This window comes from Kitasatospora sp. NBC_01266 (genome assembly GCF_036242395.1).
Taxonomy (GTDB): domain Bacteria; phylum Actinomycetota; class Actinomycetes; order Streptomycetales; family Streptomycetaceae; genus Kitasatospora.
Genome location: NZ_CP108458.1, coordinates 3546272 through 3561391 on the forward strand (window position 1 = coordinate 3546272; position 15120 = coordinate 3561391).

The following is a 15120-nucleotide window of genomic DNA, read 5'->3' on the forward strand; positions in this document are numbered from 1 at the left end:
TCGGCGGCACTGCTCGGCACGCCGCGCTCCGCGGGCCGCGCTCCTCGGGTCTCGCTCCTCGGGTCTCGGTGCTTAACGGAACGTGTGGATCCGATTGCAGTTGCGCCACAGTTGCGCGCACACCCCGCCAATGCGCTGGACAGCCCGGCCCGCCGCCCTCGACCATAGGCCCGAGCACCAGTCACATGGCCCGCCCTCCAACGACATCGCGGAGCGCGGGTGATCGGGGGAAGAACGTTCGTGACCACTCCACCTCAACAACTTCCGGGCCATCCGCCGCCAGCCGGCCATCGGTGATCACCCCGGTTCGGGCCACCCGGCCCGTTCGCGCGCCCGCCACGGTATCCACCCGGCTCGCCCGCACCGCGCTGCGCTGCGCGCTCGCTGCCGGCGCCGCCGTGGCGGTCGCCGTGCTGCACGACGCGCACGATCCCGGGGTGATCTGCCCGCTGCGCCGCCTCACCGGCATCCCGTGCCCGGCCTGCGGCAGCACCACGGTCTTCATCGAAGCCGGACACGGCCACTGGCTGGCCGCCCTGACGGCCAATCCGGTCACCGTGGTCGCGGTGCTCGGCCTGCTCACCGCCCCGCTCGGCGGGGGCGCCTGGTGGTGGTCGCTGACGCCGCGTCGGCGCGGCGCGCTGATCGGCACCGCGCTGGCCGTCGCCTGGATCTGGCAGCTCTTCCGTCTGGGTGTCGCACCGTCATAGCGGTCCATTAGTCTCACCCGCTGTCCCCAAACGTCCCAACAGCCCGTAGCGCCCGTCCCGCCCGGAGGCATTCCGTGTCCTACCCGCCCGACCCGAACAACCCCTACGGCCAGCCCCAGCAGGCACCGTACGGCGTCCCGCCGCAGCAGAACCCGTACGGCCAGCAGCCGCCCGCCTACGGCTACCCGCAGCAGGCCGCCCCGAACTACGGCTACCCGCAGCAGGCCCCTCCGAACTACGGCTACGCCCCGGTCGCCGCGCCGGTGCTGGCCAGCTGGGGCGCCCGGGTCGGCGGGTACATCATCGACTCGCTGGTCATCATGGTTCCCCTGATCATCTGCTACGTCATCGGCGGCGTGATGATGGTCAGCAGCGTGGCCACCAGCGTCCCCACCTGCACCATGCCCACCGACCCGACCGACACCTCCGCCCCGATCTGCACCAACGTGGGCAGCGCCACCGCCAGCACGCTCGGCGGCGGCGCCCTGGCGATCATCGCGGTCGGCGGCCTGCTCACCCTGGGCCTGGCCATCTGGCAGCTGGTCCGCGAGGGCGGCACCGGCCAGACCATCGGCAAGCGCGCGGTGGGCATCAAGCTGGTCCGCGAGCTCGACGGGCAGCCGCTCGGCTTCGGCATGGCCTTCGTGCGCAAGCTCGCGCACTTCCTGGACAGCTTCCTGTGCGGCATCGGCTACCTCTGGCCGCTCTGGGACGACAAGGGCCAGTGCTTCGCCGACAAGGTGACCAACAGCCTGGTGATCCGCGCCCAGTAACCCCCGCACGGCCGACGGCCCGGCCGCTCCGAACGGAGCGCTGGGCCGTCGGCGTTCCCACCGCCGGCGTTCCCCCCGCCGGCGAGAACCGGCGCCACGAACCGGCACGAGGATCGGAAGGATCCGATGAGCGACCCGCACGACCAGCCGCCGCCCCCCTACGACCTGCCCTACCCACCCGCCCCACCGCTGGCCGGCTGGGGGCGGCGGGTGGTCTCCTACCTGATCGACTGGGTGATCGTGGGGCTGCCCGGCACCGCGATCCAGCTGGTCACCGGCTCCGCGCTCGGCGGTGTGCTGAACCTCGTGCTGCTGGTGTTCGTGGCGAACATGGAGGGGACCACCGGCCAGTCGCCCGGCAAGAAGGTGGTCGGCACCAAGGTCCTGCGGAGCGCCGACGGCAGCTACCTCGGCACCGGCCTGGCGATCGGCCGCCGTCTGCTGCACCTGCTGGACGCGCTCTGCTGCATGATCGGCTACCTGTGGCCGCTCTGGGACGCCAGGCGGCAGACCTTCGCGGACAAGATGGCCGGCACCGTGGTCGTGGTCACCGGCTGACACCTCGGACACGGCTGACGGGCCGTGGGAGGTATCCCACGGCCCGTCAGGCCGTCAGCACGTCAGTCCGTCAGCCCGTCCGTGCTCAAGCGATCGGCGTACTCGCCGCGATCAGTGGAAGAAGTGCCGGGTCCCGGTGAAGTACATGGTCACCCCGGCCGCCGCGGCCGCCGCGATGACCTCCTCGTCCCGCACCGAACCGCCCGGCTGGACCACGGCCTTCACGCCGGCGTCGAGCAGGATCTGCAGGCCGTCCGCGAACGGGAAGAACGCGTCGGAGGCGGCGAACGAGCCGGTCGACCGCTCCCCGGCCCGGGCGACCGCGAGCTTGGCGGAGTCGACCCGGTTGACCTGGCCCATCCCGACGCCGACCGAGGCGCCGTCCTTGGCCAGCAGGATCGCGTTGGACTTCACGGCGCGGCAGGCCGTCCAGGCGAAGGCCAGCTCGGCCAGCTCGGCCGGCGAGAGCGCCTCGCCGGTGGCCAGCGTCCAGGTCGACGGGTCGTCGCCGGCGGCGTCGACCCGGTCGATCTGCTGGAACAGCAGGCCGCCGCTGATCCGGCGGGCCTCCCGGCGCTCGCAGGGTGCCTCGGGCGCTCGCAGCACCCGGATGTTCTTCTTGCGGGCGAGCACCTCGACGGCGCCCGGCTCGTAGTCGGGGGCGACGACGACCTCGGTGAAGATCGGCGCGATCTGCTCGGCCAGCTCGACGGTGACCGGGCGGTTGACCGCGATCACCCCGCCGAAGGCGGAGAGCGGGTCGCAGGCGTGCGCCTTGCGGTGCGCCTCGGCGACGTCCGCGCCCACCGCGATGCCGCACGGGTTGGCGTGCTTGATGATCGCGACGGCCGGGCCGGCGTGGTCGTAGGCGGCGCGGCGGGCGGCGTCGGTGTCGACGTAGTTGTTGTAGGACATCTCCTTGCCGTGCAGCTGCTCGGCGGCTGCCAGACCGCCGGTGCCGTCGGTGTAGAGCGCGGCGCTCTGGTGCGGGTTCTCGCCGTACCGCAGCACGTTCGAGCGCTCCCAGGTGGCGCCGAGGAAGGCCGGGAAAGCGTCCTCGGTCCCGGTGTAGCCCGAGGCCTCGAACCACTGCGCGACCGCGACGTCGTACGCGGCGGTGTGCGCGAAGGCCGTGCCGGCCAGCCGCTTGCGGGTCAGCAGGTCGAAGCCGCCGGCCTGGACGGCGGCCAGCACGTCGCCGTAGCGGGCCGGGTCGACCACCACCGCGACCGAGGGGTGGTTCTTGGCGGCGGCGCGCACCATGCTCGGGCCGCCGATGTCGATCTGCTCGACGCACTCGTCCGGGGTGGCGCCGGAGGCGACGGTGGCGGCGAACGGGTAGAGGTTCACCACGACCAGGTCGAAGGGCTCGATGCCCAGCTCGGCCAGCTGCGCGCGGTGCGACTCCAGTCGCAGGTCGGCCAGCACACCGGCGTGCACCCGCGGGTGCAGCGTCTTCACGCGCCCGTCCAGGCACTCCGGGAAGCCGGTCAGCTCGGACACCTCGGTGACCGGGACCCCGGCGGCGGCGATCCGGGCGGCGGTGGAGCCGGTGGAGACCAGCTCGACCCCGGCGGCGTGCAGGCCCTGGGCCAGCTCCTCCAGCCCGGTCTTGTCGTACACGCTGACCAGCGCGCGACGGAGCGGGCGGATGTCCTCGGAGATGACGGGCGAGGTGGGCGCGGAACTCATGCCGGGATCCAAACCTTTCGGTCTTCGATGCGGTGTCCTTCGCGGGCGAGTCGGCCCACGACCTCGACGAGCAGCTGACGCTCGACAGTCTTGATGCGCTCGTGCAGCGCTTCGCCGCCATCGGCGTGGTCGGCGTCGGTGACCTGCACGACGCCCTGCGCGATGATCGGTCCGGTGTCCACCCCGGCGTCGACCAGGTGGACGGTGCAGCCGGTGACCTTGACCCCGTAGGCGAGCGCGTCGGTGACGCCGTGGGCGCCGGGGAAGGCGGGCAGCAGGGCGGGGTGGGTGTTGACGATGCGGCCGGCGTAGGCGCCGATGAAACGCTCGCCGAGGATCTTCATGAAGCCGGCGGTGACCACCAGGTCGGGCTGCCAGGCCTGCACGGCACCGGTCAGCGCGGCGTCCCAGGCGGCCCGGTCCGGGTACTCCTTGACCTGGTGCACGAAGGTCGGCAGCCCGGCGCGCCCGGCGCGCTCGAGCCCGGCGATGCCCTCCCGGTCGGCGCCCACGGCGACGATCTCGGCGCCGTAGCCGGGGTCGGCGACGGCCTCGATCAGCGACTGGAGGTTGGTGCCGGAACCGGACACCAGGACCACCAGCCGGGCCGGGCGGTCGGACGGCGGCGGGAAGGCGAGCGGGTGAGCGGCGGCCACTGCGCGGGTCTCCGTAAACGTCGGGTGCCTGCCCGCTGGTACGTCCACCGGGCGGTGGGGCCACTACGGACAGGCGGCAGGTCGGCGGTCGGTGGGTGCGCCGGACCGCGCGCGGCGCGCGACGGGCCCGGGAACCTGGGAGAGCTGCTGACCGTCACCACGATAACGGCTGGTTGAACGCGGGTTGACCAGGGAATCTGCTTGACGCGCGTAGATGAGAGCGGGATCTCCCGACACCGCCGACAGGCGGCCGAAGCACGGTGGTACCGCAAACGGCAGGCCGGACTCAGCTCCTCATCGGCCTGCGGGATCATGGGTCGCGACGCCCTACGACGATGAGGACCTCGACCGACATGAGCAGCGGCAAGAGCAGCGACGAGCGCAACCCCTTCGCGCCGCCGCCGGAGGATGCCCCGGACCAGCCGTGGCGGCCTCGCCTCCCGCAGCGGCCTGCGGACGACGGAGCCGAGGGCGCGCCCGAGGACGGCGAGCGTCCGGTCGGCGAGGGCCGGCCCGGCAGAGCGCCGGTGCCGCCGCCGCATCCCTGGAGCCCGAACTGGCAGGGCGGTGGCGGCCCCGGCTGGCCGGACCGCCAGCCGGGCCCGCCGCAGCCACGGTTCGACCCCAACGACCCCCAGCACCGCCGCTCGCGCTACGCGCTGATGAGCGGGATGGCCGCGCTCTTCTGCGGGCTCCAGGACATCGCCTCGCTCGCCCTGCTGTTCGGCGCCCTCGCACTCTACTGGGGCGTCAGCGCGCTGCGGCCGGGCGCCCAGGAGGGGGCGGCCGGCACCGTGCGGGCCGCGCAGGCCCCGGCCGAGCCGCCCAGTGGCGCCCCGGTCGCCTGGCCCTACGGCCAGCGCAGCCGCCCGCAGGTGCCGGCCGCGCTCGGCGGTCTGCTCACCGGCGGGGTGGCCATCGCCCTGGTACTCGGCCTCTTCTCGGTGGAGCTGGCCTACCGGCCGTACTTCACCTGCGTCAACGACTCGCTCACCTCGGTGGCCGAGCAGAGCTGCTCGACGCTGGCCCCGCAGTGGGTGGTCACCCTCACCGACCCGCAGAACTGAGCCACCCGGCGCCGCGAGGGCCGGCGCGGCGCCTGTCCGAGCGGCCCTAAGCGGGCAGCTCGCCCACCGCCTGCCGCAGCAGCCACCAGCGCAGCGCGGGCGCCCCGGGTACCGCCACCGCCGCCACCCAGCCGGCCGCCGCCAGCCCGCAGAGCGCCGAGGGTCCCAGCTGCGCCATCCGCCCGGCACCGACCGCTCCGCCGGCCAGCCGGCCGCCGAGGGCCACCGCCAGCCCGACCGCCAGCGCGCTCGCCCCGGCGGCGAGCGCGGTGCCACCGCCACGCCAGGGAGCGGACGGCACGGCACCGCAGGAGGCCACCGCCACCCGGGCGAGCAGGCCTGCCGCGGCCAGGCCGGCCAGCAGCGGGACCGCCAGCACCAGCCACTGCCAGCCCGAGGCGGTGGTCGGCACCAGCGCCAGCAGCGGGAAGTCCAGGCTCGGCCCCGGCGTCAGCCGGCCCGGCGCCACCAGCGAGCCGGCCCCCAGCGCGAAGCCCGGCCCGAGCGCGTAACCGACACTCCAGAGCACCGCGTTGGGCATCAGCAGCAGGCAGCAGAGCAGCAGGCCGAGCGCCCCGGGCAGGCTGCCGCCGACCAGCGTGCGCAGCGCGGGAGCGGTGGTGCCGGCGCCCAGCGGCAGCGCCGCGCCGAGCAGCAGCGCCCCGCCCGCCACCAGGACCAGCAATGCTGCGGCGGCGGCCCGGCCCACCGCCGCCGCGGCGCCGGGTGCCGGGCGCCGCCGCAGCCGGTCGAGCAGCCGACCCGGGATCCGGCCGGCCAGCCGGTCGGCGCCGAAGCGGCCCAGCCGGACCCGCAGGGCCGGCCACCAGGCAGGTGCGGACCCGGATCCCAGCAGGGCGGCCGGGTAGGCCACGGCGAGCACCGCCACCAGGTCGGGCAGCGGCCGGGAGCGCAGCGCGCCGGACCCGGCGCAGGCGAGCGCCACCGGCAGCGCCACCGCGAGGTACCCGGCACAGAGCGCGACAGGTACCGTCCGGCCCTGGACGCCCGGGCGGGCCGCTGCTGCTGCTGCGGCGCGCCGCAGCAGCAGCGCGGTGAGCACGGTGAGCAGCAGCGGGGTGAGCGCGAGCGGGACACCGGCGCCGCCCCGGCTGAGCGGCCCGCCGTGGCCGAGCAGCCAGAGCGCGCCGACCAGTTGGGCGGCGTCGGCGGCGCTGTCCTGCGGGGCGGCCGTCAGGATCCAGAGGACCAGCACCGGGGCGCCGACCACGGCGAGCCCGAGCAGCGCCGCGGCGGCGCCCGCGAGCAGCGGCCCGGACGCGAGCGCGCCGGTTCCGCGCGGGAGTGGACGGCCCGTCAGATGGTGCGTCATGTGCCTCATGGTGCCGCCGTCACTCGTCCTGCCCCGTGCAGGAGCGGACCGCCGCCGTGTCCCCGATCATCTGATCATGCGTCAAAACGCTTCACTCGCAGCGGACTCACCGTCCGATCTGGCGAGCTACCAGGAGCTCTACGAACGTTCGTACGACGAGCTGCTGCAGCAGTCCTTCCTGCTCACCGCCGGGCACCGCCGCAGCGCGGAGCGCGCCACCCGGCACGCCCTGGGCAGTGCCTGGAACCGGTGGCCCGAGCCGGCCGCCGCCCCCGATCCCGCGCACTGGCTGCGCACCCGCGCCTTCGCGGCGGCGCTCGCGCCCTGGCGCCCGACCGGCCGGCGGCCACCGCGCGGCACCGAGCCGGCGAGCTGCGAGCTCACCCCGTCCGACCTGGAGCTGCTCGCCGCCCTGCGCCGGCTGAGCCGGGCCCGCCGCCACGTCGTGGTGCTGCACGACGCGCTCGGCCTGGCACCGGCGGCGATCGCCGTCGAGGTGGAGGCCACCGCGGCCGCCGTCGGCCGTCGGCTGCACGCCGCGCATCTGGAACTGGCCCGCGCGCTGCCCATCCTGGTCGGCCCCGATCCGGCCGCACCCGGCTTCGCGCGGCGGCTGGGCGGGCTGCTCTACCGGGCCGCGGTGCGCGGCTGCCCGGCCGGCGCCGAGCCGCAGCGGGCCGACCGGCGCCGCCGGGCCGCCGCCCGGCTCCGGGCCGCCGCGCTGCCGGCCGGCTCGGCCCTGCTGGTGCTGGCCACCGCGGCCTCGATCACCGGCACCGTGCACGGCCACGGCCCGTCCGCCTGGTTCAACCCCCGGCCCGCCGTGGCGCCGCTGTGCACCGGCGCCGCCAACGGCAGCGCGGGCCCGGTCACCCGGGCCGGCGCCGCGGGCATCCGCAGCTTCTGGTGCGGCCCCGGAAAAACGCCGCACCCCGCACCGGCGAACCGGTCCGGGGTGCGGCAGGCGCTGCTGGCCGAGCGTCAGCCGATCAGCTCACGCGCCAGGCGAGCGGTCTCGGACGGCGTCTTGCCGACCTTGACACCGGCGGCCTCCAGGGCCTCCTTCTTCGCCTGAGCGGTGCCCGAGGAGCCCGAGACGATGGCGCCGGCGTGGCCCATGGTCTTGCCCTCGGGGGCGGTGAAGCCCGCGACGTAGCCGACGACCGGCTTGGTCACGTTCGCCTTGATGAAGGCCGCGGCGCGCTCCTCGGCGTCGCCACCGATCTCACCGATCATCACGATGATCTCGGTCTCCGGGTCGGCCTCGAACGCGCGCAGCGCGTCGATGTGGGTGGTGCCGATGACCGGGTCGCCACCGATGCCGACGGCCGAGGAGAAGCCGATGTCGCGCAGCTCGTACATGAGCTGGTAGGTCAGCGTGCCCGACTTGGAGACCAGGCCGATCTTGCCCGCCTTGGTGATGTCCGCCGGGATGATGCCCGCGTTGGACTTCCCGGGGGAGATCAGGCCGGGGCAGTTCGGGCCGATGATCTGGGTCTTGTTGCCCTTCTCGCCGGCGTAGGCCCAGAACGAGGCGCTGTCGTGCACCGGGACGCCCTCGGTGATGACGACCGCGAGCGGGATCTCGGCGTCGATCGCCTCGACGACGGCGCTCTTGGTGAAGGCCGGCGGCACGAAGATGACGCTGACGTCCGCACCGGTCTTCTCGATGGCCTCGGCGACGGAGCCGAAGACGGGCACCTCGGTGCCGTCGACGTCAACCGTGGTGCCGGCCTTGCGCGGGTTCACGCCGCCGACGATCTTGGTGCCGGAGGCGAGCATGCGGCGGGTGTGCTTCATGCCCTCGGAGCCGGTCATGCCCTGAACGATGACCTTGCTGTCCTCGGTAAGGAAGATAGCCATGGTGAGAGTCCCCTTCCTTACTTCGCGTTGGCCAGCTCGGCGGCGCGGTCAGCGGCGCCGTCCATGGTGTCCACCTGCTCGACCAGCGGGTGGTTGCGGTCGGTCAGGATCTTGCGACCCAGCTCCGCGTTGTTGCCGTCCAGGCGGACGACCAGCGGCTTGGTGACGGCCTCGCCCTTGCTCTCCAGGAGCTCCAGGGCCTGCACGATGCCGTTGGCGACCGCGTCGCACGCGGTGATGCCACCGAAGACGTTGACGAAGACCGACTTGACGTCGGGGTCGCCCAGGATGATCTCCAGGCCGTTCGCCATCACCTCGGCGGAGGCGCCGCCGCCGATGTCGAGGAAGTTGGCGGGCTTGACGCCACCGTGGTTCTCACCGGCGTAGGCGACGACGTCCAGGGTGCTCATCACGAGACCCGCGCCGTTGCCGATGATGCCGACCTCACCGTCGAGCTTGACGTAGTTGAGGTTCTTGGCCTTGGCGGCGGCCTCCAGCGGGTTGGCCGCGGCGTGGTCGACCAGCGCCTCGTGCTCCGCCTGGCGGAAGTCGGCGTTCTCGTCCAGCGAGACCTTGCCGTCGAGCGCGACGATCCGGCCCTCGCCGGTCTTGACCAGCGGGTTGACCTCGACCAGCAGGGCGTCTTCCTTGATGAAGACGACCCAGAGCTTCTGCAGGACCTCGATGACCTGGTCGGCGATCTCGGCCGGGAACTTCGCGGCGGCGACGATCTCGGCGGCCTTCTCGGCGGTGCAGCCCTCGTTCGCGTCGACGGCGACCTTGGCCAGCGCCTCGGGGTTCTCCTCGGCGACGACCTCGATCTCCACGCCGCCCTCCTTGCTGGCCATCGCCAGGAAGGTGCGGTTGGCGCGGTCCAGCAGGAAGGAGACGTAGTACTCCTCCTTGATGTCCGCGGTCTGGGCCAGCATCACCTTGTGCACGGTGTGGCCCTTGATGTCCATACCGAGGATCGCCCCGGCCTTGGCGACAGCGTCGGCCGGGTCGGCGGCGAGCTTGACGCCGCCGGCCTTGCCACGGCCTCCGACCTTCACCTGAGCCTTGACGACGGCGCGTCCGCCGAAGCGCTCGGCGATCGCCCGAGCGTCCTCAGCCTTCTCGATGACCTCGCCATCGAGCACGGGCACACCGTGCTTGGCGAAGAGGTCCCTCGCCTGGTACTCGAACAGGTCCACGTGTGTTCGTCCTTGTTCGTGGTCGCGGATTGTGTCTCTACGAGCGTGCCACGGCAGGATCTTCGCTGCGGGTCGTCGGGGCCGTGCGGGTACGCAGAGTTGCGGCCTTGCGGCCCACGCGGTCTCGGGCGCACACGTCAATCAACACGCGCGTCACGTCCGTCTGGCAGGGTATCCCCGCCGGACCGACCCCATTCGCCCCTCAGGGGCCCGGGTCGGGTGAGAACCGTCACAACGGGCGCGTCGGCGGGCCCCGTGCGCCCACTGTTCACCTCGTCGTCCACCCGGTTTGGCCGCCGCCGTCCGGCAGTGTCAGCGGGCGCTTCGCCAGCGCCGCCGCCATGATCCCGGGGAAGGCGTCCGGGGTGCAGGCGAAGGCCGGGCAGCCGAGTGCGGCCAGCGCGGCGGCGTGCGCGTGGTCGTAGCCGGGAGCGCCCTCGTCGCTGAGCGCCAGCAGGGCGATGAACTGGACGCCGGCGGCCTTCATCGCCGCCACCCGGCGCAGCATCCCGTCCCGGACCCCGCCCTCGTGAAGATCACTGATCAGGACCACCACGGTCTCCGCCGGACGGGTGATCCGGGACTGGCAGTAGGCCAGCGCGCGGTTGATGTCGGTGCCACCGCCCAGCTGAGTGGCGAACAGGACGTCGACCGGGTCGGCCAGTTGCTCCGTCAGATCGACCACCGAGGTGTCGAAGACCACCAGCCGGGTGTCCAGCGCGCGCATCGAACCGAGCACCGCGCCGAAGACCGCCGCGTGCACCACGGAGGCCGCCATCGAGCCGGACTGGTCGACGCAGAGGATCACCTCCTTGCGCAGCGCGCGCCGGGCGCGGGCCCGGCCGACCAGGCGCTCGGGGACCAGGGTGCGGCGCTCGGGCAGGTAGCTGCCCAGATTGGCCCGGATGGTGCGGTCCCAGTCGATGTCGCGCCGGTGCGGGCGGTTCACCCGGGCGCCGCGTTCCAGCGCCCCGCCCAGCGTGGCCCGGGTCCGGTCGGCCAGTCGGCGCTCCAGGTCGGCGACCACTCGGCCGACCACCTGCCGGGCGGCGGTCCGGGTGGTCTCGGGCAGCGCGTGCCTGAGCGAGAGCAGGGTGGCGACCAGGTGGACGTCGGGCTCGACGGCGGCCAGCATCTCCGGTTCGAGCAGCAGGCGGGACAGGCCCAGCCGGCTGATCGCGTCCTGCTGCAGCAGTTGGACCACCGGGGTCGGGAAGTAGCCGCGGATGTCGCCGAGCCAGCGGGCCACCTGCGGGGCGCTGGCACCCAGGCCGGCCGAGCGGCTCTGGACCCGGGAGCCCGCCCCGGACCGCGTCGCCTCGCGCGGCGCTGGCCGGTAGAGGGCGGCGAGCGCGCGGTCGATGCCCGCGTCCCGGCCGATCGGGCGGTAGCCGGTGCCCTCCGCGTCGCCGCCGAGCACCAGCCGCCAGCGACGCAGCCGCTCCTGGTCGGGGTCCAGGGCCTCACCGGCCGTCATGCGGCACTCCTGCGGGTCGACTGACGGGGGATCCGGCTCCGCACGGCCGACGGCGGGCCGGCCGGGGCCGGGCGGCGGCCCAGCAGGCGCAGCACGGTGGGCAGCGCCGCGTCGGCGCGGGCCTGGTCCAGTTCCTCGGCCGGACCGGCGGCCTGGCCGCCCGGAGCGAGCCGGCCCGCGGCCACCCGCGCGCCGACGGTGTGCAGCACGCCGGCCTCCAGGGTGGCGAAGGTGCGCCTGAGCAGCGGCAGCAGGTCGATGAAGGTCTCCCCCGGCACCTCGGTCAGCCAGCCGTCGAGCAGCGTGAGCAGCTGCGGGTCGTGCAGCAGCAGGGCGCCGCCGCCGGAGAGGAAGCCCTCGATCCAGCCGGCCGCGTCGGCGGGCGCGCCGGCCCGGGAGAGCACCAGGTGCAGCAGTCGGCCGGCCTCGGCCGCCTCCAGCCGGGCGTCGTCCAGCAGCAGCCGCACCGCGCGGCCGCGCAGCAGCCCCGGCACGCCGGCGGCCGCGCCGCCGGTCGGCTCGCGCCGGGCCAGCGCGGCCAGCGCGCCGGCCCAGCGGTCGGCGAGGCCGCCGTCGGCCGCTCCGCTGTCGACCGCTGGGCCGTCGGCCGACCTGTCATCGCCCGGGCTGCCATCGGCCAGGCTGTCATCGGCCAGGCTGTCATCGCCCGGGCGGCCGAGCAGGCCGATCGCGCTGTGCACCGCGTCCAGCCGGATCCGCATGGCGGCGGCACCCTCGGCGTCCAGGCCGGTGCAGGCGGGCGGCAGGCCGACGCAGAGCCGGGTCGCCAGACCCCGCGCGACCCGCGCCAGCGCGCCGCTGTCGGTGCCCCGGACATCCCCGTAGCGCAGCGCGCGGACCAGTGCGGGCAGCGCGTCGGCGAGTTCGGCGGCGTCGGTGTCCAGCGCGGCCCGGTCGGCCAGCGCCCGCATCACCGCGGGCAGCGCGGCCGGCAGGCGGGCCACCAGGCAGTACTCGGCCAGCCGGGTCAGCTCGGCGAGTTCGACGGCCCGGCCGGCCAGCGCCGCCACCTTCGCGGTGGCGGCCCGCTCGACGGTGGTCCCCCACCGCGCGGCCTCGACCACCCGGACGGCGAACTCCGGATCCCAGTGCAGCCGCCAACTCTCCCGGAAGGTACCGGTGGAGTTGACGGCGGGACGGTTCTCGGTGCCCCACTCGACACCGAGCAGGCGCAGCCGGTGCAGCAGCAGCGAGCGGCCCGCGTCCAGTTCCCTGCGCAGGTCCAGAGTCAGCTCGCGGTCCACCGCGTCGGGCGCCAGCCGCAGACCGCGCTGCAGCCGGTTCAGGTCGCGCTGCAGCGGCACGGTGGGCGCGGCGGCGGGCACCCGGCCGAGCGCGTCGCCGACCACCAACTGCTCGCGCACCAGGGCGATCGGCACCTCGGAGCCGTCGCAGAACACCGCGCGCACCGCGTCCAGTGCCTCGGCCAGTCCGGCCGCCGGGCGGCCGCGCACGGCGGCCAGCGTCTCGGCGAGCCGGACCGACTCGATGACGTGCGCGGCGGAGACCGGGTGGCCCGCGCCGCGCAGCAGTTCGGCGGCCCGGGTGAGGAAACGGGCCGGGTCGGTGCCGCCGGTGCCCGGCCCGGTGGGCCGGGCCGGGCGGTCGAACAGGTGCTGGTACCAGCCAGGCGACTCGATCCCGGCGCCGTAACCGGTCCGCTGGGCGAGCCGCCGATGGGTCCAGGGCACCCAGGTGATCTCGGTCTTCAGCTTCTTCGGGAGCCCGGCGAGCAGCGCGCGATCCGCGCTCGCGGCGGGCAGCGCGCCGAGCGCCGGTACGTGCCAGGCGCCGCAGACCACGGCGATCCGGCGGTGGCCGGCCCGCCGGGCGGCGCGGATCTGCCCGCGCATGTACGCCTCGCGCAGCTCCTCGCGCCGCCCGGCGCAGGCCTCGGCGGCGCCGGGCGCCCGGGTCGCCCCGGGCGCTCCGACGGCGGGGTGCGCGCTGGGCGAGCCCGGGGTGCCGACATCCGGGTCGCGCAGCACGGCCATCGCCTCGGCCACGGCCGCGAACGGCGCGAGCGGGTCGTCGCCGGGCAGCCGGTGCTCCACCACGTCCTCCCACCAGGCCTCCGGGTCCGGGTGCCCGGCCGCCTCGGCGAGCCGGGCGATCGGGTCGGCCGCCGTACCGGTCGGCTCGCCGGACGCCTCGTCGGCCCCCAGTGCGAAGCCGCTGCCGGCCGGCAGGTCGATGAACCGCACCGGCACCTCGGCCGCCAGCGCGTGCTGGATCGCCACCCACTCGGGTGAGAAGGCGGCGAACGGCCAGAACGCCGCCAGGGCCGGGTCGTGCACCGCGTGCGCGAGCAGCGCGACCGGCGGCACCATGTCCTGCTCCGCCGCCAGGCCGATGATCGGGTCGGCCTCCGGTGGTCCTTCGATCAGCACCGCGTCCGGCCGCAGCTCGGCAAGTGCGGCCCCCACCGCACGGGCCGAGCCCGGTCCGTGGTGGCGTACGCCCAGCAGGGTCACCTCACCAGTCATCTTCTCCCCCTTGTTCTTCCCTGGTGTATTACTCGGCTCATCCCGGTCGTACACGTCGTACGGATCGCTCAGTTCGTTCAACTCCGTTCTGGATAGTGATATTTGTCGGATGATCAGGTCATCCGGACAGCTCGCGGGCAGCCCGGTAGAAGTCCTGCCAGCCGTCCCGCTCGCGCAGCACGCCCTCCAGGTACTCGCGCCACACCAGCTGATCGCTCACGGGGTCGCGGACCACCGCCCCGAGCAGCCCGCCCGCCACGTCCCCCGCGCGCAGCACGCCGTCGCCGAAGTGCGCGGCGAGCGCGAGACCGCCCGTGACCACCGAGATGGCCTCGGCCGTGGAGAGCGTGCCGGTCGGACTCCTGACCTTGGTCCGGCCGTCGGCGGTGACGCCGTCGCGCAGCTCGCGGAAGACCGTCACCACCCGTCGGATCTCCTGCGCGCCGCCCGGCAGCTCGGGCAGCTCCAGCGCGCGGCCGAGCTGGCCGACCCGACGCGCGACGATCTCGACCTCTTCGTCGAGACTCGCCGGCAGCGGCAGGACCACCGTGTTGAAACGGCGGCGCAACGCACTGGAGAGTTCGTTGACCCCGCGGTCGCGATCGTTGGCGGTGGCGATCAGGTTGAACCCGCGGACGGCTTGAGTTTCCCCGCCCAACTCCGGTATCGGCAACGTCTTTTCCGACAGGATGGTGATCAGACTGTCCTGCACGTCGGCCGGCATCCGGGTCAGCTCCTCGACCCGGACGATCTTGCCGTCGGCCATCGCCCGCTGCACCGGCGACGGCACCAGCGCGGCCCGGCTCGGCCCGTTGGCGAGCAACTCGGCGTAGTTCCAGCCGTACCGCACGGCCTCCTCGGCGGTCCCCGCGGTGCCCTGCACCAGCAGCGTCGAATCCCCGCTGACCGCCGCCGCCAGATGCTCGGACAGCCAGGTCTTGGCCGTCCCCGGCACCCCGAGCAGCAGCAGCGCCCGGTCGGTGGCCAAGGTGCTCACCGCCACCTCCACGATCCGCCGCGGCCCCACGTACTTGGGGGTGATCACGGTGCCGTCCGGCAGCTCGCCGCCCAGCAGGTAGGTCGCCACCGCCCACGGCGACAGCCGCCACCGCTCGGGCCGCACTCGCCCGTCCTGCTCGGCGAGCGCGGCCAGTTCGGCGGCGAACGCGTCCTCGGCATGCGCCCGCAGAACGTCGGTGGTTGTCATGGAGGGCTCCTTCGGACCGACCGCCGACGGGCATGGCGATGCCCGGGACGGTTGACGTGATCGGGAAGCATCAGCACACGGACG

13 protein-coding genes are annotated in these 15120 nt (G+C 74.4%); 5 read left to right on the forward strand and 8 right to left on the reverse strand.

What is annotated here, in order from left to right; all coding sequences use genetic code 11:
• The first annotated feature begins 293 nt into the window (after positions 1-293).
• The 3 genes from OG403_RS15205 (at position 294) to OG403_RS15215 (ending at position 2041) form a co-directional block, all read left to right on the forward strand.
• Positions 294-710, forward strand: coding sequence for a DUF2752 domain-containing protein (locus OG403_RS15205; RefSeq protein WP_329564786.1), 417 nt, complete (start codon positions 294-296; stop codon positions 708-710).
• A gap of 74 nt (positions 711-784) precedes the next feature.
• Entirely contained in the window at positions 785-1483 is a 699-nt protein-coding gene (locus OG403_RS15210; protein WP_329564787.1) for an RDD family protein, read from the forward strand.
• A gap of 126 nt (positions 1484-1609) precedes the next feature.
• Positions 1610-2041 carry an RDD family protein gene (locus tag OG403_RS15215; RefSeq protein WP_329564788.1) on the forward strand — a complete coding sequence of 144 codons (432 nt, stop codon included), beginning with the start codon at positions 1610-1612 and terminating at the stop codon, positions 2039-2041.
• Positions 2042-2152: 111 nt separating this feature from the next.
• Here OG403_RS15215 and purH read toward each other — a convergent pair whose 3' ends face one another.
• Positions 2153-3733: a bifunctional phosphoribosylaminoimidazolecarboxamide formyltransferase/IMP cyclohydrolase gene (gene purH, locus OG403_RS15220; RefSeq protein ID WP_329564789.1), complete on the reverse strand. Its 1581-nt coding sequence runs from the start codon at positions 3731-3733 to the stop codon at positions 2153-2155.
• Positions 3730-4389 (reverse strand): phosphoribosylglycinamide formyltransferase, encoded by a 660-nt coding sequence (gene purN, locus OG403_RS15225; protein WP_329564790.1) that lies wholly within the window; start codon positions 4387-4389, stop codon positions 3730-3732. Before purN ends, purH begins: the two co-directional genes overlap by 4 nt.
• A 353-nt stretch (positions 4390-4742) precedes the next feature.
• On the opposite strand from purN, the gene OG403_RS15230 reads away from it, so the two are divergent.
• Positions 4743-5456 carry a hypothetical protein gene (locus tag OG403_RS15230; RefSeq protein ID WP_329564791.1) on the forward strand — a complete coding sequence of 238 codons (714 nt, stop codon included), beginning with the start codon at positions 4743-4745 and terminating at the stop codon, positions 5454-5456.
• Between the two features lie 46 nt (positions 5457-5502).
• On the opposite strand, the gene OG403_RS15235 is transcribed toward OG403_RS15230, so the two are convergent.
• Positions 5503-6789 (reverse strand): cell division protein PerM, encoded by a 1287-nt coding sequence (locus tag OG403_RS15235; RefSeq protein ID WP_329564792.1) that lies wholly within the window; start codon positions 6787-6789, stop codon positions 5503-5505.
• Positions 6790-6865: 76 nt separating this feature from the next.
• Between OG403_RS15235 and OG403_RS15240 the strand changes: the two genes are divergently transcribed.
• On the forward strand, positions 6866-7864 hold the full coding sequence (locus tag OG403_RS15240; protein ID WP_329564793.1) for a hypothetical protein: 999 nt from the start codon (positions 6866-6868) through the stop codon (positions 7862-7864).
• Here the strand turns inward: OG403_RS15240 and sucD are convergent.
• The 5 genes from sucD to OG403_RS15265 form a co-directional block, all read right to left on the reverse strand.
• Positions 7771-8652: a succinate--CoA ligase subunit alpha gene (gene sucD / locus OG403_RS15245; RefSeq protein WP_329564794.1), complete on the reverse strand. Its 882-nt coding sequence runs from the start codon at positions 8650-8652 to the stop codon at positions 7771-7773. The genes OG403_RS15240 and sucD overlap by 94 nt on opposite strands.
• Positions 8653-8669: 17 nt before the next feature.
• Positions 8670-9845 carry an ADP-forming succinate--CoA ligase subunit beta gene (gene sucC / locus OG403_RS15250; protein WP_329564795.1) on the reverse strand — a complete coding sequence of 392 codons (1176 nt, stop codon included), beginning with the start codon at positions 9843-9845 and terminating at the stop codon, positions 8670-8672.
• Between the two features lie 268 nt (positions 9846-10113).
• The gene (locus tag OG403_RS15255) at positions 10114-11322 is read right to left on the reverse strand and encodes a vWA domain-containing protein (protein ID WP_329564796.1); all 1209 of its coding nucleotides are present in this window, start codon (positions 11320-11322) and stop codon (positions 10114-10116) included.
• Positions 11319-13829 (reverse strand): DUF5682 family protein, encoded by a 2511-nt coding sequence (locus tag OG403_RS15260; RefSeq protein WP_329564797.1) that lies wholly within the window; start codon positions 13827-13829, stop codon positions 11319-11321. The genes OG403_RS15255 and OG403_RS15260 overlap by 4 nt, the downstream gene beginning before the upstream one ends.
• A 118-nt stretch (positions 13830-13947) precedes the next feature.
• Positions 13948-15036: an ATP-binding protein gene (locus tag OG403_RS15265; protein WP_329564798.1), complete on the reverse strand. Its 1089-nt coding sequence runs from the start codon at positions 15034-15036 to the stop codon at positions 13948-13950.
• Positions 15037-15120: the final 84 nt, after the last annotated feature.